13 protein-coding genes, 4 tRNA genes and 1 pseudogene are annotated in these 17817 nt (G+C 46.7%); 10 read left to right on the top strand and 8 right to left on the bottom strand.

Translation table 11 applies throughout. The features are described from left to right. Positions 1-89: 89 nt before the first annotated feature. Positions 90-173 (bottom strand) — tRNA-Leu (locus C5O19_RS09435). 131 nt (positions 174-304) lie between these two features. Between C5O19_RS09435 and C5O19_RS09430 the strand changes: the two genes are divergently transcribed. Then, positions 305-676 carry a DUF3127 domain-containing protein gene (locus C5O19_RS09430; protein WP_094808997.1) on the top strand — a complete coding sequence of 124 codons (372 nt, stop codon included), beginning with the start codon at positions 305-307 and terminating at the stop codon, positions 674-676. 66 nt (positions 677-742) lie between these two features. Here C5O19_RS09430 and elbB read toward each other — a convergent pair whose 3' ends face one another. The 4 genes and pseudogenes from elbB to C5O19_RS09405 all read right to left on the bottom strand — a co-directional run bounded on the left by elbB (position 743) and on the right by C5O19_RS09405 (position 5929). Then, positions 743-1429, bottom strand: a complete 687-nt coding sequence (gene elbB, locus C5O19_RS09425; protein WP_104711595.1) for an isoprenoid biosynthesis glyoxalase ElbB — start codon at positions 1427-1429, stop codon at positions 743-745. A 71-nt stretch (positions 1430-1500) separates the two neighbouring features. Then, a pseudogene (locus C5O19_RS26250) lies at positions 1501-3566 on the bottom strand (ComEC/Rec2 family competence protein). Positions 3567-3645: 79 nt separating this feature from the next. Then, positions 3646-4977, bottom strand: a complete 1332-nt coding sequence (locus C5O19_RS09410; RefSeq protein WP_104711590.1) for a zinc metalloprotease — start codon at positions 4975-4977, stop codon at positions 3646-3648. Then, positions 4961-5929: a PhoH family protein gene (locus tag C5O19_RS09405; protein WP_104711588.1), complete on the bottom strand. Its 969-nt coding sequence runs from the start codon at positions 5927-5929 to the stop codon at positions 4961-4963. The genes C5O19_RS09410 and C5O19_RS09405 overlap by 17 nt, the downstream gene beginning before the upstream one ends. Before the next feature lie 202 nt (positions 5930-6131). Between C5O19_RS09405 and dnaB the strand changes: the two genes are divergently transcribed. Together dnaB and C5O19_RS09395 are read left to right on the top strand one after the other, a co-directional pair. Then, complete coding sequence (gene dnaB / locus C5O19_RS09400; protein ID WP_104711586.1) at positions 6132-7739, top strand: replicative DNA helicase; 1608 nt, start codon at positions 6132-6134, stop codon at positions 7737-7739. A gap of 212 nt (positions 7740-7951) precedes the next feature. Continuing rightward, complete coding sequence (locus C5O19_RS09395; RefSeq protein ID WP_104711584.1) at positions 7952-9400, top strand: flippase; 1449 nt, start codon at positions 7952-7954, stop codon at positions 9398-9400. Positions 9401-9404: 4 nt separating this feature from the next. Here C5O19_RS09395 and C5O19_RS09390 read toward each other — a convergent pair whose 3' ends face one another. Together C5O19_RS09390 and rlmD are read right to left on the bottom strand one after the other, a co-directional pair. Beyond that, on the bottom strand, positions 9405-10070 hold the full coding sequence (locus tag C5O19_RS09390; protein WP_104711583.1) for an acyltransferase: 666 nt from the start codon (positions 10068-10070) through the stop codon (positions 9405-9407). A gap of 169 nt (positions 10071-10239) precedes the next feature. Continuing rightward, positions 10240-11658: a 23S rRNA (uracil(1939)-C(5))-methyltransferase RlmD gene (gene rlmD, locus C5O19_RS09385; RefSeq protein WP_104711581.1), complete on the bottom strand. Its 1419-nt coding sequence runs from the start codon at positions 11656-11658 to the stop codon at positions 10240-10242. Between the two features lie 117 nt (positions 11659-11775). On the opposite strand from rlmD, the gene C5O19_RS09380 reads away from it, so the two are divergent. Both C5O19_RS09380 and C5O19_RS09375 read left to right on the top strand, forming a co-directional pair. Continuing rightward, entirely contained in the window at positions 11776-13998 is a 2223-nt protein-coding gene (locus C5O19_RS09380) for a T9SS type B sorting domain-containing protein (RefSeq protein WP_104711580.1), read from the top strand. Positions 13999-14058: 60 nt separating this feature from the next. Then, positions 14059-14871, top strand: a complete 813-nt coding sequence (locus tag C5O19_RS09375; protein WP_104711578.1) for an SDR family oxidoreductase — start codon at positions 14059-14061, stop codon at positions 14869-14871. On the opposite strand, the gene C5O19_RS09370 is transcribed toward C5O19_RS09375, so the two are convergent. Next, positions 14868-15599 carry an SH3 domain-containing protein gene (locus tag C5O19_RS09370; protein WP_104711576.1) on the bottom strand — a complete coding sequence of 244 codons (732 nt, stop codon included), beginning with the start codon at positions 15597-15599 and terminating at the stop codon, positions 14868-14870. The two genes, C5O19_RS09375 and C5O19_RS09370, sit on opposite strands and share 4 nt — an antisense overlap. Positions 15600-15672: 73 nt before the next feature. Between C5O19_RS09370 and C5O19_RS09365 the strand changes: the two genes are divergently transcribed. From C5O19_RS09365 to C5O19_RS09345, 5 genes are all read left to right on the top strand, one after another. After that, a tRNA-Lys gene (locus C5O19_RS09365) sits at positions 15673-15748 on the top strand. Positions 15749-15837: 89 nt separating this feature from the next. Further along, positions 15838-15913: transfer RNA gene (locus C5O19_RS09360), tRNA-Lys, on the top strand. A gap of 89 nt (positions 15914-16002) precedes the next feature. Beyond that, a tRNA-Lys gene (locus tag C5O19_RS09355) sits at positions 16003-16075 on the top strand. A gap of 297 nt (positions 16076-16372) precedes the next feature. Continuing rightward, positions 16373-16942: a Crp/Fnr family transcriptional regulator gene (locus C5O19_RS09350; protein ID WP_104711575.1), complete on the top strand. Its 570-nt coding sequence runs from the start codon at positions 16373-16375 to the stop codon at positions 16940-16942. 75 nt (positions 16943-17017) lie between these two features. Then, positions 17018-17755: an SDR family oxidoreductase gene (locus C5O19_RS09345; protein ID WP_104711573.1), complete on the top strand. Its 738-nt coding sequence runs from the start codon at positions 17018-17020 to the stop codon at positions 17753-17755. Positions 17756-17817 lie beyond the last annotated feature (62 nt).

The raw sequence follows: 17817 nt of genomic DNA, 5'->3' as shown, positions 1-17817 counted from the left end.
AGGTAGAGGCCTAAACGCAGAAAACCCGACAAACCAGCGTTTTATAGCTGATTTATCGGGTTTGTTCGGGATATTATCCCACACATATGTGACGTTGGGGAGACTCGAACTCCCATGCCGGAACCGGCACTACCCCCTCAAAGTAGCGTGTCTACCAATTCCACCACAACGCCCCTTGATGAATGTGGTGCAAAAGTATATTTTTTTGAAAGCAAAAGCAAGTCTGGAATGTTATTTTTGCATCGGCATAGGGCAGGTTTAGTGCCTACGTGCTGATAATCAAATCCTCTTATCGAAAAAATAAATGGCATTAGAAATTGAAGGTGTGCTGCAACAAGTGCTGCCGGAAGTGACGGGTACCAGCAAGAGCGGTAATTCCTGGGTAAAACAGGATTTTGTAATCGAAACGGATGAACAGTATCCGAAGAAAGTAAACTTTTCTCTCTGGGGAGACAAAGTAGCTGAATTTAAACAATACACCCCTGGCGATAAAATCAAGGTTTCCTTTAACCTGGAATCGCGGGAATATAACGGTCGCTGGTACACGGAAGCCCGGGCCTGGCGAGTGGATGCGGTCGATACCAACGCCTTTATCGGCGGAAGTGAGCCAACACACATGCCGTCTTCGCCCACCTTGCCTCCGGCCGACAACGATACGGACGATCTGCCTTTCTAGAAGACGCATCATACAAAGGGTGGTTAGCTACGGCTAACTACCCTTTGTTACTTTTGATTGTAGGGGCTATCCGATGAGCTCGAGTAATCGCTCAACGGCTTGCTTTGTATTGGCTCGAATGCCTAAAATGTCGGTTTCCATCATGTAACAGGGAGCCGTTACAATTTTCAAGGTAGAGTCTACCCAGACTTCTTCAATACTAGCCGATTGGGCTACAGCTCCTACGCTTTCGATTCCCGCCGAAAATCCCGCAATATCATAAGGTGATGCCTGCTTGCTCGTACCGAGCGTAAGCTGAGGGTGGTATTCGCTGCCTTCTAAGGCTTTTGCAACTACTACTGGACTCACGCAGAGTGAAGCAATGGGGACCTGTTTACGAACCGCCGCTAAAATAACTTCTTTCATTTGGGGGAGTACACTACCGGCGGGACCGTCGAAGGCCCAGGTTGACAGATTTTTAGCCGCTCCAAAGCCTCCCGGAATTAGCAGACCATCGACTGCGTCGAGGTCCAGTTCCATCAGATTTTTGATTTCACCCCGGGCAATGCGAGCGGATTCCACCAGCACATTCCGTTTTTCGGGCATTTCTTCTCCCGTCGTATGATTGATCACGTGGTATTGATCGACATCGGGGGCGTAGCACTCGTACACCGCTCCGGCTTCCCGAATCGCTAGGAGAGAAAGCGTCGCTTCGTGAATTTCGGAACCATCAAAAACACCGCTGCCGTGCAGAATAACACCAATTTTTTTCATTTGCTTTCGTTCGGTTTGTACCGCAAATTAATTCAGCTTGCTCCAGCCCGATAAGATTCTTGGGTTATTTTTTACCAGGAGGCTACGAAAGCTCCCCGGGTACGAACGTCGTAACAAGTAATATTTCGATCAGTACAGAACGTTCGCCAGCGTTCAGCTACGCTTCGACTGTTGGTAACATCCAGCACAATTTGCCGGACAGGAAATTCACTTAGCCAATCCGGCGGGTAGCGTAGAGCATTGTTGCTGATCAGTAAAAGGTCAATTATCTGTTGACTATGTAAAATTGTACGGCGGGGAAGGGGGTGCCGAATCAAGAGTACGCGTTTACCCTGCCAGCAGAGGGCTTGCCCAAAAGGAGTGAGGGTTTGAACAAGGGTATGGTGCGTTTGGTGAATACCCTGAGCCGTCCAGAATTGCTCCAAATGAAGTTCCTGCATACGGCGGTCCGTATAAAGCAGGGAATCAGCAAGCAAGTGTAGCCTACGACCCTGAATGAAGCTAACGGCCGTATGTTTCTTCAAGTGATGTACAACTAGCCAGTGTTGTTTCCGCTGTTGCTGGTACGCGTACAGTTTGGTTGACGCAAAGACGAACGCCAAGGCAATACAGGGCCACAAATAGATTTTCCTCCGGTTTGCGAAAAGCAAAAGCAACAGAGTAAGTATGCCGTAGAGGAGTACCAATTGAAGATCCGTAACAATCAGACGATTCCATCGGGCACCGGGCCAGGTTTCCGTACGAAATACCAATTGATTTAGTAAGCCAAAAGAAAGTTTAAGGCAATACAACAGAAAATCGTTTAACACGGGGACGAAGGATAATAACAGGTACAACATTCCCACAATCAACCCTAAACTCGAAAGCCCTAAAACGAGTGGATTGACGAGTAGAAAATACGTTGGAAATTGGTGGAAGTAATACACGGCCAGTGGGTAAGTAACCACCTGGGCGGTTACCGCCCCGCAGGATAAACTCCAGAGCTCGGCCCAGAGCGGATTGACTGGTTGCCAGAGCCAGTGCAGCCTGGGATACAGGTACAGAATCCCCGCTACTGATAGATAAGACGAAAGCCCATCTGAAATAAAGCGTAGGGATTAAACACCAGAATCACCAAAGCCGAGAAAGTCAGCGTATTAAATGAATTCCGCGAAAGCCGAAAGGTATCTCCAATGACAAATACGCTGAGCATGATCGCCGAACGGAGTACCGGAGCAGACATTCCCGTGAGTAAGGCATATCCCCATAAAAAGGTAAAAACAATCCCAACGAAGCCCCACTTTTTGTACGACGAACCTTTGCGTAAGGGTTGTAGGAACCAGCTCAGCACTAGAAACAAAATGCCGACATGCATACCCGATACGGAAAGCGTATGCACCGCCCCCGCAGCCGAATACGCTCGCAGTAAATTACTGTCGAGTTCGTCACGTACGCCCAGAAGCATGGCCGAGGCAACGGCCAGTTCGTTTCGGGAAGTCAGCTGTTGGGCTAGTAGGGCCGTCGCGGATTCATTAACCTGAAGGGCCAGTTGTACGAACCGGGAAGGTGGACGTTTGTCCAATCGTACAAACTCGCCGACGTGCAGGTACTGCTGGTAGTCGATACCCTGGTATTTCAAATACTGTTGGTAGTTAAATTCATTTGGATTGTGCGGCGGCTCTACGCGTTTGGGGGCTTTCCGTACCAGAAGCTCATTGCCGTAAGCCGGTTTGTGCGGAACGTTGCGGTCTATAAAGAGTAATACTTTGCCACGAGCGGGCAGCCAGCGGGAGTGAATGCGTACTTGTTCTACCTGAGCCGTGACCCGAAACGTATTGCTTTTCGTTTCTACCGCCGAACTCAGTACCGCCCGATAACCTTCAACGGGGCCTGGAAGATGAACAAGATAGTCAGGACGCGTACTGTCGTCCGCCTGTGCCGTAAAGAGCCAGCCTAATATCCCGACTGTCACCACACCAGCCGGTCCACTCAGCCAGGATAACTGTTTTCCCAAAAAATGGAAATAGAGGTAAAGGGTTAGGGTGACGAAGCCGGTAAGGACTAGAGCTATTAAGGGCAGTGAAGTCTGCGTATAGAGAATGATTCCAGCCGTAAAGGCCAGCGTATACCGAATAAGCGGGTACGAATTCCAGAACATGGGTCAACAAAGAGGTATGCCCAAAGATGGAATTCGTACCCACGCGGTACAAAGGAAAGGTGAGTATTTGAGGTAACGGTTACTGCACCACAAGACGCGTACTATGGGTCTCAGTTCCAGCGGTAAAACGCAGGACATATACGGCAGGGGCTAAATGTACCCCCGAAATCGAAAATATACTGCTGGGCTGACTGCTTTGACGGGCCGAGTATACTACATGGCCCTGTAGATCCAAGAGCGAATACTCAATGGGTTGAATGCCCTTGAAGGTCGCTTCAAAGGTGATGGTCTGGGTTCGGATAGGGTGATTGTATACCTTCAGCACCAGTTTTTCGGTTTCTTCGAGCAAATTCGTAGTAGCTACCAGTTGCCGACGACGCGGACTCAGTTCCAGTACCGCCCGTACCCGATTTTTCTGATCCAGTGTAAAGGTATTCATGCAGGCGTCGGGCGAGTAGTCGAGAAAATTCTCGATCATGTTGCGGGTGCTCTGACCGCTTACGCAGGTCGAATACCGATCATTACAAAACCGCGTGTTGTTCGCCGACTCGGTTGGTGGCGTATCATCACAGTAATCCGTTCCGCAGTACTCATCGCCCCAGGTATGAATTAAACCCAGCCAGTGACCGACTTCGTGCGTGAGCGTACGGCCATAACTGTAGGCTTCGTCGGCCAGATTGCCCGTATCCCCAAAATATTGGTGAGCGATGAATACGCCGTCGGTTTGCGGGAAATCTTCGTAGTACGCATCTAGTCCCTCCACGGCTGTAGAAGCTGGAAACTGCCCGTAACCAAGATAGTTACGAATATCCGGCAAGACCCAAATGTTCAAATAGCGATTGGAAGGCCAGTAGCTAAGGGCACTAACGGTTTCAAGGTCGGACTGAATGTTATAAACGGCCTGATTTCGGTAGCGACGAACGATTCCGTTGGTAGGATTCCCATTCGGATCGCGGTTGGCCAGGTAAAACTCAATTTCCATATCCGCTCCCACAGGATTGGTATTATAGCCCCGCGTACCTTCCTGCCGACGATAATCTTCATTAAGCACCCGAATTTGTGATTCAATCTGGGCTACTGAAATATTGGCATTACCCGTTCCACCGATTCGGTTTGAATCCGCCGTATTATGAATGATGTGAACGACCACCGGAATCCGGATGATCCGGTCCGCCGTACGGCCACCTCGGTTTTTTCGTTGCTCAACAAAGGCCTGAATGGAATCCTCAAAAGCCTGTCGCCGTACGGCCGCCCCCTTGATTTTTTGTACGTGTTGCTGGTAAACGGGGGAAAACGCACAGTCCCGTACGCGTTGGGCCCAGGTAGTGGAGATACTGAGCAGGCAAAGCAAAAAGCCGCATAAGAGCGGCTTTTTACAGAAATAATAAGATTGTTTATTTTCTGGACTCATGCGTAGCTTCCGACTTTTCGTAGGCTTCAATAATCAGACGAACCAGCTTGTGGCGAACCACGTCCCGGCCATCGAGTTGAATAAAACCAATACCAGGTACTCCATCCAAAATGCCCAGGGCTTCACTAAGTCCTGATTTCATTTTAGTCGGGAGATCCACCTGGGTCCGGTCACCCGTAATAATGGTCTTCGACGTAGGACCCATCCGCGTCAGGAACATCTTCAACTGCATCGTTGTCGTATTCTGAGCCTCATCCAACAAAATAAAAGCGTTGTTAAGGGTACGACCCCGCATGTAGGCCAGCGGAGCAATTTCGATGGTCCGGTTCTCAATGTACAGTTTCAGCTTTTCAGCCGGAATCATATCATCCAGAGCATCGTAGATCGGTCGCAGGTACGGATCAATTTTCTCTTTCAAGTCTCCCGGTAGAAAGCCTAGATTTTCACCGGCTTCTACGGCCGGGCGAGTGATAATGATTTTACGTACTTCCTTGTTCTTGAGAGCTTTTACAGCAATAGCGACGGCCGTATACGTTTTACCCGTACCCGCCGGACCTACCGCAAACACAATGTCGTGTTTAGCAGCTGCTTCGACCATCGCCAACTGGTTGGCCGTTTTCATACGAATAACGACGCCTTTGTTTCCGTAGAGAAACACGTCATCGTCCGTTGGAGCAGCGGTGGTTACTGGCTCGTCCTCGGTCTGATTGAGGTAAGATTTTACGTTGTCGGAGGTAATCTTCCCGTAACGTAAATAATGCTGCTGGAGTGACTCCAGAATTTCGGTGATGCGATTGATTTCTGACGAAGTACCGCGAATGGTAATTTCGTTACCCCGCGAAATAATTTTACTCATCGGGAAAGCTGCTGAGAGCTCCCGGATATTCGTATTCTCGACGCCTAAAAAATCAACTAAGGAAACTTCGTCGAGTGTGATGGTTTTTTCGATCAAACTATGAAGAGGTTTTGTGAATCGTTTCTTTGCCCAAAGTAATCTTTTTTTCTAACGATTTGCAGGCTTATTTGTTATTTTTTTAAAACCAGTAAAGCCGCTCTTTCGTTCAATTTTCAGTATCAGGAAGTTATCGATTTCGCATAAAAAAATGCAGGACCATCCTGCAAATTAGACCCTCTTTTTGCGTAACATTGTAAGTATGGACGATAAACGAAAAAACATAACTGCAAGAAAACCAACGACTTCAGTAGGAGGACTTGCCAACGGTAATCGCTGGCTGGATACGGGCTTAGGAAAGATACCCCCGCAATCCGTTGATTTGGAGGAAGCCGTGTTGGGAGCGGTTATGCTGGAACGGGATGCTCTGACCAACGTCGTGGACATCCTGAAGCCGGAAAGTTTTTATCGCGAAGCCCACCAAAAGATTTTTTCGGCGGTACTCACGCTCTTTAATAATTCCGAACCCGTTGACTTGTTAACGGTAACGCAACGCTTGCGGAATGACGGTACGCTCGAATTTTCGGGGGGATCGGCCTACCTGGCCGAGCTTACCAGCCGGATCAGCTCGGCAGCGAACGTGGAAGCGTACGCTCGAAAAATTGCCGAGAATTCCATTAAGCGGGATTTGATTACTTCGTCCAATGAAGTACTCAAGCTGGCTTACGAGGATACCACCGACGTATTCAATCTGCTTGATAAAGCCGAACAAGACTTGTTCCGTATTTCTGAATCGAACATTCGGAAAAATTTCTCGGACATGAATGCGGTTGTCAAACAGGCTCTGGAAGAACTCGAAGCCAAGAAACACCTGCAGGATGGTTTAACGGGCGTAGCGTCCGGCTTTACGGCTCTGGACCGCGTAACGGGCGGTTGGCAGAAATCCGAATTAATTATTATCGCGGCTCGTCCGGCCATGGGGAAAACGGCCTTTATTCTGTCCGCTTGCCGGAATGCTGCGGTCGACTGGAATCAGGCCGTGGCTATTTTCTCGCTGGAGATGTCTTCCGTGCAGCTGGTGAATCGTTTGATCTCAGCGGAGGCGGAGATCGAAAGCGAAAAAATCAAGAAAGGAAGTCTGGCTAATCACGAGTGGGCTCAGTTGCACGCCCGAATTGGTAAACTGAACTCGGCTCCGATTTTTATTGACGATACGCCCGCTCTCTCCATTTTGGAATTGCGAGCCAAGTGCCGCCGTCTGAAACAACAACACGACATTCAGCTAGTCGTCATCGATTACCTTCAATTGATGCAGGGCGATAGTAGCAAAGGTGGCGGAAACCGTGAACAGGAAATTGCCTCGATTTCGCGGGCTCTGAAAAACTTGGCCAAGGAATTGAACGTACCCGTGATCGCCCTGTCGCAGTTGAGCCGGGCCGTAGAAACGCGGGGTGGAGAAAAGAAGCCCCAGCTTTCGGATTTACGGGAATCGGGCTCCATCGAGCAGGATGCCGATATGGTTATGTTCCTCTACCGACCCGAATACTACGGGATCACGCAGGATGAGAACGGTCAGGCAACTACTGGCGTAGGGGAAGTAATCATTGGTAAAAACCGTTCGGGTTCGACGGAAACGGTACAACTCCGATTCATTAATAAGTTTACCAAGTTTGCGGATCTGGGCGGGGGCGATTTCTCAATGATCGAGGCTCCGCGTTTCAATACTGTAGAAACTAGTGACTCGATTGGATCCTTTGAGAGTCAAGCTCCGGCAAAGACGTTTGGTAGCAAGGTCAATCAGCAGACGCAAAGCCCTCCACCGGGCGAATTTGGTAGTTTCAGTACTAATATGGGCGACGTACCCTTCTAACTATCAGCTTATTACAGCTAAAGGCCAGTGATTGTCTATTGCACTCACTGGCCTTTTTTATGACCAATGCAAACGATTAGTAACTAATACTTACGTACGCTTGAGAAAAATCCAGCAAAATGGGTTAGGGATTTTGAAAAATTCCTGTAAACTTTTCAGTACTTTTAGTGCTAGGATTCGCTTATGCAGCTCGATATTCGCTAACCCAGCCTATGGATCGTACAATTGGAAAGAATTTTATTTATAATTTCTTGCTCTCAGCAAGCCAGTTACTATTGCCGCTGATCACCTTTCCGTACGCTTCCCGCGTGTTGCTTCCGGAAGGGATGGGATCGGTAAGTTTTGTTGAGAATCTTACGCAGTACTTTATGCTATTCAGTGCTCTGGGCATTCCTATTTACGGCGTACGCGAAATTGCTAAAGTAAGGCAGGACAAGGAAAAAATGAGCAAGCTCTTTTCGGAGCTATTAACAATCCATTTCTTGATTTCGATGATGATGGCTCTGCTTTACTGGCTGCTGGCCATCAACGTCGCCAAGCTCCACACGGACTTAACACTCTGTAAAATCGGAATTGGCTTTGTGATCAGTAACGTATTTACCATCGAATGGCTATTTACTGGTAATGAGAATTTTAAACTGATCGTTTTTCGATCACTAGCCATACGGGTTTTCTGTATTGCCTTATTATTCCTGTTTGTTAAAAGTCCGGATGACAAGTCCATCTACTACGGAATTAATTTATTCAGTCTGGTAGTTACAGCAATCATCAATATGTACTTCGCAAGAAGATACGTAAACTTTAGATGGAAAAATCTATTGCTGGTTCCGCATATCAAGCAATTACTGGTTCTCCTCTCCATTACGATTATTACCAGTCTGTACGTGTTGATGGATACCGTTTTATTAGGATTCTTTTCGACGCGTATGCAGGTTGCTTTTTACGCAGCTTCACTGAAAATCAGTAAGTTATTTTTAATAATCATTGGCTCTTTAGTGGGCGTGTTATTACCTCGGTTATCCAATTTACTGAACGAAAACAAACGGGATGAAGCAACCCTTTTATTGAATAAAGCCCTCCGTTTTTCGCTCTTAATCAGTGTTCCGCTGGCCCTAGGAATCATTTGTTTATCGAAAGAATTGGTCATGTTGATTTCGGGGAAAGAATTTGCCGAAGCCGCTTTATCACTGAAAATTCTGGCGAGTGTTGTGATTATTATTAGCCTGGCTCAGATCTACTACCAAATTCTAATTCCGCTTAATAAAGAGAAATACATCATGTTTGCTTCGCTGGCGGGTGTAGCGGTCTGCGTAGTTTTCAATTTAATCCTGATTCCCATTTACCATCACATCGGCAGTGCCATCAGTACGGTGCTGACCGAAAGTATCGTCACGCTACTGTTGTTTATTTTTTCCCAGCGATTAATTAAACTAACGTTTCCCTGGAAACTCCTGTTACAAAACGTCCTCGTTGGATTTCTCTTTTTTGGCATCCGTAATCTGACCTACCTGTACACAGAAGATACCCTAACTGTATTAGTCGTTACAGTCAGTGGGAGTGTGGTTATGTACATGGTATTGCAATGGTTCTTTATCAAAGACCATGACATTCGGGAAATAGTACAGATTGCTTCCCGCAAATACGGAAAAGTGAATGTATGACCATTTATACCTGCCAGGAGACCTCTTCTTTTAACACCCGAACAGGGCTTCCACCTAAAATGACGTTTTCGTTGAGAAGCGTTTTGTTAATGGTTGTCCCCGCGGCGACGATGCTATTAGAACCAATCCGGGCTCCTTTTAAAATGGTACACCGACAGCCAATCCAGACGTGATCACCTACACTAATTTCTTTGGGAGCATTGATAAGTTCACCCTGAGCATTATAAATGGAATGAAGGTCGGTATCCATGAGAAGTATATCCCATGAAAGTACACAAGCGGATCCAAACGTAATTTTTTTGTAACAGATCAGAGAACTTTCGGCCGTGATTGAAAAATTTTCTCCAAAAATAACTTCGCCGTAATCACCTACGGAAATTTTAGATCCGTGTCCAAGATTACAGGCTCCTTTGAAGACTACTTTACCGGCAACTTGCCAAATAGAGCGGGATTTTTGCTTATCAAATATTCCAATTTCACCGTAGCCAATTTTTATCTTTCCAGGCCATACATGTCCTTCAATTTTTATCTCACCCTGGAGATTACTCAGATACACTTGCTTGGCAACGAAAACCGGAAAACGAATGGCTTGACTAAAGGGCAAATACTTGAAATTGAATCGAATGGTATTCAGATTCAATTGGGTAAGGATACGTAAAATACGTTTCATGAGTACCGCACGTTACGGTGCTTATTTAAGGACTGACGGATGATCGGGCTAATTTATTAAATTAATCCTACATAAACGTCTCAAGCCCGAAGCGGTAGGGCTGAAACAGATCAAACGATCAGGTATCTGTATAAATGAAGAAGGGCCTAACTATTAGGCCCTTCTTCATTTATACACTTTTCTTTTCCAGCCACATGACGTTCTCTACGTGGTGCGTATGCGGGAACATATCTACCGGTTGTACGGCTTTCACTTCGTACTGCTCGGCCATCATTGCTACATCGCGGGCTTGCGTAGCCGGATTGCAGCTCACGTAAACAATGCGTTGGGGAGCGGCTTCCAGAATGGCTTCTACTACATCCGCATCCATGCCCGCTCGTGGGGGATCGGTGATGATCACGTCGGGTTTGCCGTGTTCAGCGAAGAAATCAGGTTTTAGTAGCTTCTTCATGTCTCCGGCGTAGAACGAAGTGTTCGCTACACCGTTGATCTCGGAATTAATTTTGGCGTCTTCAACCGCCGAAGGTACGTACTCAATGCCTACTACTTTGCGGGCTTGGTGAGCCACAAAGTTGGCAATTGTTCCGGTGCCTGTGTATAGATCGTAAACCAGCTCGTCGCCTTTCAATTGAGCAAAATCGCGGGCTATTTTGTAAAGGACATACGCCTGTTCTGAATTCGTCTGATAAAAAGACTTGGGGCCAACGCGGAAGATCAGCCCTTCCATGGATTCTTCAATGTACGGCGTACCGGCGATGTGAATGATGTCCTGATCCTGAAAGGTATCATTGACCTTTTGGTTGACGACCACGTGTAAGGACGAGATCGTTGGGAACTGCTCCTGAAGAAAACGCATCAGTTCGTCAATCTTTTCCCAGTCGGGTTGACCAAACTGTACAATCACCATCACCTGTCCCGTACTGGCCGTTCGGATGACTACGTTACGCACGAATCCTTCGTGCTTAATGAGGTCATAGAAAGCCCAGTCGCGTTCTTCCGCGTAATGCTTGATGGCCAGACGAATCGCATTGGAGGGTTCTGGCTGCAAATGACACTGCATAATATCCAGAATCCGATCGAAACGTTTAGGGATGTGGAAACCCGCCGCCCGTCGCTCCAGCGTCTCACCCGAGGCAATCTCGGCATCTGTATACCAGCGGTTGGTCGAAAAAGTGAATTCTAATTTATTCCGATAGCCATATTCGTGGGCTGAACCAATAATAGGCCGGATGCCCGGATGCGGAATTTTCGCCAGTCGTTCCAACGAATCGCGTACCTGACGGGTCTTAAAATCCAGTTGGGTTTCGTACTGTACATGCTGCCATTTGCAGCCACCACAGGTTCCAAAATGCTGACAACGGGGCGTTTGGCGGAGGTTAGAATACTCTCGTACCGCAATAGCCCGGCCTTCCCGAAAGCTGGACTTGGTTTTATATATGCGAACATCGACCAGATCACCGGGGGCTACCTCTCCCTCAATGAAAATCACCTGCCCATCGTTACGGGCCAGGCATTTTCCTTCGGCGGCAAAATCTTCAACCCGGAGATTTTCCAGAATCACCGGGGCTTTTTGTTGTTTCTTTCTCATTGATCCCACAAAATTAGACATTTTCCGGAGCCTCTACGCTATTTCAGTCCCCGCATCGTCGGATTCTTTGCTGATTCAGCCCTAAACCGTAAATTCCGTAATTGATCCTATTGTACTATGAAAAAAATTTACCTGACTTTTTTATTGGTATGGAGTGTACTGCTGGCCCGAGCTACGCACATTGTGGGAGGGGAATTGCAATTTGAATCACTGAGAAGCAGTATCAACGGAGCTACACACCGCATCTCGCTAAATTTGTACTTCGATGACATTAACGGCCAACCCGGAGCCAATGATTTAACCGTAGTGATTTCGGTTTTCCGCAAACGCGATAATGCCCGAATGGGTGATCTGGAAATGCCCCGGGTAGCCAGTGCTCTGATTCCCTACAGCAATCCGCTCTGTACGTCGGCGGGAGCGTCGCTGCGTACGCGACTCATTCGCTACAGCTCCGACGTCATTTTCCGACAACAGGAATTTGATGATCCGCAGGGCTATTACATCGTCTGGGAACGCTGCTGTCGGAACAACATTATTACCAACATCGTACGACCTCAGGATGCGGCTACCGTATTTTACCTCGAAATGCCACCGCTGTACCAGAATAGTCGACCCTACGTCAACTCTTCTCCCCAATTTACGACCGTAAAAGGGGATTTTATCTGTCTGAATCGTCCCTTTACCTTCGATTTCAGTGCCATTGATCCCGATGGAGACAGTCTGCGTTATTCCCTCGTTACGCCACTGAATGGGTATAGTAACACCGTCAATCCTAGACCATTGGCTCAGCCGAGTTCGTCGTACCCCGCCATCACATGGGGGGCTGGATTTTCGGCGACGACGGCAATCATTGGGAATCCACCGCTGACTATCAACCCGCGTACGGGGCAGCTGTCAGTAACGGCTACGCAACTGGGACTGCACGTGTTTTCGGTGATGGTGGAGGAGTTTCGGGCGGGGAAACGCATTGGGCTGGTTCGCCGGGATTTCCAATTGAAAGTGATTGACTGCCCCATGAGTGCTCCTCCTGTGGTAATGGCTCGTGAGCAGGGAAAAAAAGAATTTTACAAACCCGGCCAAACTATGGAAATGACGGTGGGCGAGCAGCGGTGTATCGACCTGTTCTTTACGGACAAAGACCCCAATTCCCGCTTGAATTTAAAGGTACAAGCCTTACATCCGAACCCGCTACAGTATACCATTACGCCCACCCAAGTGACACTGACGACGGGCAGTGATACGGCTCGGGCTCAAATCTGCCTGGGAGAATGTGCCGAGAGTGCTGATAGCCGTCCCTTACGTTTTCAAGTGATCGCCAGTGATGAGAGCTGCCCCCTTCCGCAACACGATACGTTAACGATCAGCGTATTCGTTCGGCCAAGAGCCAATCAGAAACCACAGGTATCGACGACCCTAGCCAATAATCGGGCTACGGTGATGGTAGGAACGAAACTTGATTTTAATATCGACGGTTTGGATCTGGACCCGGACAGTATTCGGCTAGAGGCCCGGGGTCGTGGTTTTTCTTTGGCTAGTGTAGGGATGAACTTTACACCCTCCCAAGGACTGGGGAAAGCTCGTTCACCCTTTAGTTGGACCTTACCCTGTGCGGCCGTACGACGGGAACCGTACATCGTTGATTTCTACGTCATCGATCTTCGCTGTGGTCGTAACCTGACGGATTCCGTCAGTGTTGAGTTAACGACCACGGGAAGGCCTAGTCAGCCCCCGTCGGTGGCAACAACCTTACCCGGCAATACGGCTACTGTAACCCTACAGGGAATCGCTGGTCAACCCATTCGTTTTCAGGTCAATGCTCAGGATCCAGAACGAGATCCCTTGGTACTGCGGGGGCAGGGAAGGGGCTTTGCCTTGGGCGGAGCGGGCATGCAATGGAGTGATCAGTCGGGTACGGGTACGGTGAGTGGCCCGTTCGAATGGATACCAACCTGTGAACTCATGGAAGGTCTACCCGAGAAAACGTTTATTGTGGACTTCATTACCGAAGATAACTCCTGCAATCCCAATCGGTACGATTCTGTAAAGGTGGAACTGGTAGTTCGGGATCAGATGGTAGACTATGAGTTTCTGCCTCCTAATGTGTTTACGCCCAATGCCGACGGTAAAAACGATCATTTTTCTGTGGACGACCTGCCGCTGGATAACTGTATTGAGCAATTCCAGTACGTCGAGATCTTTAACCGCTGGGGTAAACGCGTCTTCCGGGATACCAAGCACAATTTTCGCTGGACGGGCGAAGACTTCTCCACTGGACAGTACTACTACGTCATAAAGTATTCCAAACGCCAGTTTAAGGGGGTGGTGAACCTCTTACGGTAGGGTAGGTCGTATCTAAAGTGTAGAACCACCCGTATTTTAGCAGTTTTGAACGAAAAGGCAATGAAAGATAAAGTGGTACTGATTACGGGCGGCTCTTCCGGGATTGGCAAAGCATTAGCGGTGGAATTTGGCAGAAAAGGTAGTAAAGTAGTGATCACGGGTCGGGATGCCGGAAAATTAGCCGAAGTCGAAATACTGCTGAGAAACGAAGGCATCACCTACCTGAGTCTGGTTTCTGACGTTAGCATGCAGGCAGACAACGAAGCCGTAATAGCAGCAGTTATGACTCAGTTTGGTCAGCTCGATGTACTGATCAACAACGCTGGTATTTCGATGCGGGCCATGTTCGAAGATCTTGATCCTGAAGTCATCCGTAAAGTCATGGATATTAATTTCTTCGGCAGTGTCTACGCAACCAAAGCGGCTTTGCCGCACCTGCTCAAGAGCAAAGGCAGTATCGTAGGCATTTCGTCTATCGCGGGGTATCGGGGTTTGCCGGTACGCGTAGGGTACTCGGCTTCAAAGTTTGCCCTGAATGGCTTCCTGGAAGCTTTACGTACCGAATTACTGCATTCCGGCGTACACGTACTAACGGCCTCGCCGGGCTTTACAGCTTCGAATATTCGCGTCGCCTCGCTGGGAAAAGATGGGCAGAAAATGGGAGAGACGATGCGGAATGAAGCAAAAATGATGTCGGCGGAGGAAGTGGCTGCTCGTATCTACAAAGCCATCGTTCAACGCAAACGGGAGTTGATTCTGACCTCGCAGGGTAAGCTCACGGTATGGCTGAATAAGCTTTTCCCAAAGTTTATGGATACCATGGTCTACAACGAATTAGCCAAGGAAGAGAATTCACCCCTGCGAAAACGCTAGCGGACAATCCAGACATCGGAGGATTTGACGTATACAAGCTGATTTTCCCAGAGTACCTGGTACCAGATATCCGATTTTCCGACCACTTTCAGGCGGTGACCTTCTTTAACGATCTCGGTCGGGGGGGCTGCCGCTGAAGGGTCACTCCGAAGAATCGAACCCTCTTTCCGAATGATGGCCTGTCGGTAACGGCCCGGCAGATTAACTAAGAGAGCAACGCCCGCCCAGTAGAAAAAGAAGATCATTTTATGTCGGAAGGGAATGTACTGATGCTTGACTCGTTTACTGAGTAAAACGGCAAAAACGTACACCCCGATGACAAGGAATAGTCCAATGAGATAGCCCGAGTACTGTTTGAAGAGTAGAATGAGCAAATTAAAGTCATCCAGCTCGTATCCTTTCCAGCCTTGGTCGCGGGCAATCTCATTCATTTTTCGCAGTACGCGTTCGTCCGGAATCTGTTCGTAGTACAGGTTGAGGTAGTATTGTACCTGAAGCCAATCTTTTTTTTGTTCGTAGAGATAAGCCAGTTTTAAATAAATAGTTGGAGAAATTCGGGGCGAAGTCTTCAGAATTTGTTCGTAGGCCAGGGTTGCTTTCCGAAAACTATGAATTTCGAACAGAGAATCGGCGTGAATAAGTCGTTGTGCGACGTTCTGAGCAGCAGACAGTTGCAGGCTGGCAAAGAAAAAAAAGATAGAGAAATGTAAATTTTTAAGTCGTAACACTTGCGTTCGGCTGCTGATAACACTACTTTTGCACTCGCAAAAACGGAAAGATTTTCTGTCAAGCAAAGATAATGATTCTGTAGCTCAGCTGGTAGAGCAATACACTTTTAATGTATGGGTCCTGGGTTCGAATCCCAGCGGAATCACCAAAACAGTTTAGAGTTAAAATCAACGCTTTTTAGCGTCTCTTCGTTACCATCCGAAGTTTGTTTTAATCCTCTATTTGTTAGAAAGTACCGATTCTGTAGCTCAGCTGGTAGAGCAATACACTTTTAATGTATGGGTCCTGGGTTCGAATCCCAGCGGAATCACCAAAACAGTTTAGAGTTAAAATCAACGCTTTTTAGCGTCTCTTCGTTACCATCCGAAGTTTGTTTTAATCCTCTATTTGTTAGAAAGTACCGATTCTGTAGCTCAGCTGGTAGAGCAATACACTTTTAATGTATGGGTCCTGGGTTCGAATCCCAGCGGAATCACGAAAGGCACACGCAAGTGTGCCTTTTTTGTTTAAACTACATGGACTCTCAGCATACTTAGCAAAAAAGCAGGTTCTTCTTAATCAAGATACATTCTACCGTTTGGTCACCTCTTCAAAGACGCTTTATGATGCTGCAAGCCCAGTCCGAAAAGGTTACGCCCGCTATGCTAATAAATACATATTTGGTCTTGCCTGACAAGCAGGCGAAGAAGTCTTTTGGCCAAACCAATCAACCTGATAACTCACTGCTTTTTAGTACAAGGGATTTTAAAAAGACAATGGTTAACTTTGGAAAATGAAAGAGTTTATAGATTTTTTGTTGAACAATGGTAACTTAACTCAACCACAAATTGCCTATGTGGAAAGTAAGGCAACAGCGTCCGTACTTCTCAAAGATGAACATTTTTGGGAGATTGGAAAGGCTTCAAAACATGTTGGTTTTATCACGGAAGGGGTGTTGCGTGTTTATGATTACAACCATAAGGGGGAAGAGGTTACCAGTTACTTTATTGAAGAAAATCATTTAATTACAGATTGGGAAAATTCAGACGGAAGTTTTATTCCTGTTGCAAACTTACAAGCGATTACAGATTGTAAACTCGTCGTTTTTTCGAAAAAAGATTGGATAGATATTTCCGATAATATCGCTTGTTGGAATGGCATCATTCAAAAGATAATTACCAAGCACAAAACTGAAAAACTCGACAGACGAAGTCCTTTAGTTTCCCAGGATGCAACGGAACGTTACCTGTCTTTTCTTCATAAATATCCTAATATAGTCAATCGTATTCCATTGTCGTATGTTGCTTCTTATTTGGGAATCAGGCAGCAATCTTTGAGCAGAGTAAGAAAAAGTATTCGTTGATTGCTTTTTCACATATGTGAAATGTTTTCATGTTTAGTTGATGTTACTTTGTAACGCAACAAATTAAACCTTTAAATGAAAACAGCATTAATTACAGGTGGTAATAAAGGTATTGGACTTGAAACAGCCAAATTACTGCTACAAAACGGATTGTTTGTTTATCTGGGTAGTCGTAATAAAGAAAAAGGAAATGAAGCTGTAAAAGACCTAAATAAGAATGGGTTTCAAAATGTGAAAGCAGTTGTACTGGATGTGACTGATCCCGAAACAATTTTGTCGGCAAAAAGGATTATTGAAAAAGAACAAGGGAAATTAGACGTTCTGATAAACAATGCGGGAATTTTGGGAAACTTTCCTCAATCGGCATCGGATGTGAGCATTGACGTTTTAAAGGAAGTGTATGAAACAAATGTGTACGGTGCTATAAGCGTTACTCAGAATTTTATTGATTTATTGAAAAAATCAAATGAACCACGTATCGTGAATGTGAGTTCAAGCTTAGGCTCCTTAACGTTGCACAGTGACCCGGATTATCAATTTTATAAGGTGAAATTGTTCGCCTATAATTCTTCAAAAACGGCACTGAATATGTTTACAGTCCATCTGGCTTATGAGTTGAAGGATACTGTCTTCAAAGTAAATGCGGTTTGTCCTGGTTATACAGATACAGATTTTGGTAATCACATTGGAACAGGTAAAGTAGAAGATGCGGGAAAACGAATAGTAAAATATGCTTTGATTGACAATGATGGGCCTACCGGAAAATTCTTTAGCGAAGAGATAAATCCTGAAACAGATCACATTGCTTGGTAAATACCTTAACATGACAGCTTTTCTTACAGGCACCTGTCAAAAATATAATGTTGATATTCAGA

The sequence above is a fragment of the Siphonobacter curvatus genome (assembly GCF_002943425.1).
GTDB classification, from domain to species: Bacteria; Bacteroidota; Bacteroidia; order Cytophagales; family Spirosomataceae; genus Siphonobacter; species Siphonobacter curvatus.
The sequence above is the reverse complement of the archived record's forward strand: the minus strand, read 5'-3'. Positions and strand labels throughout refer to the sequence as shown.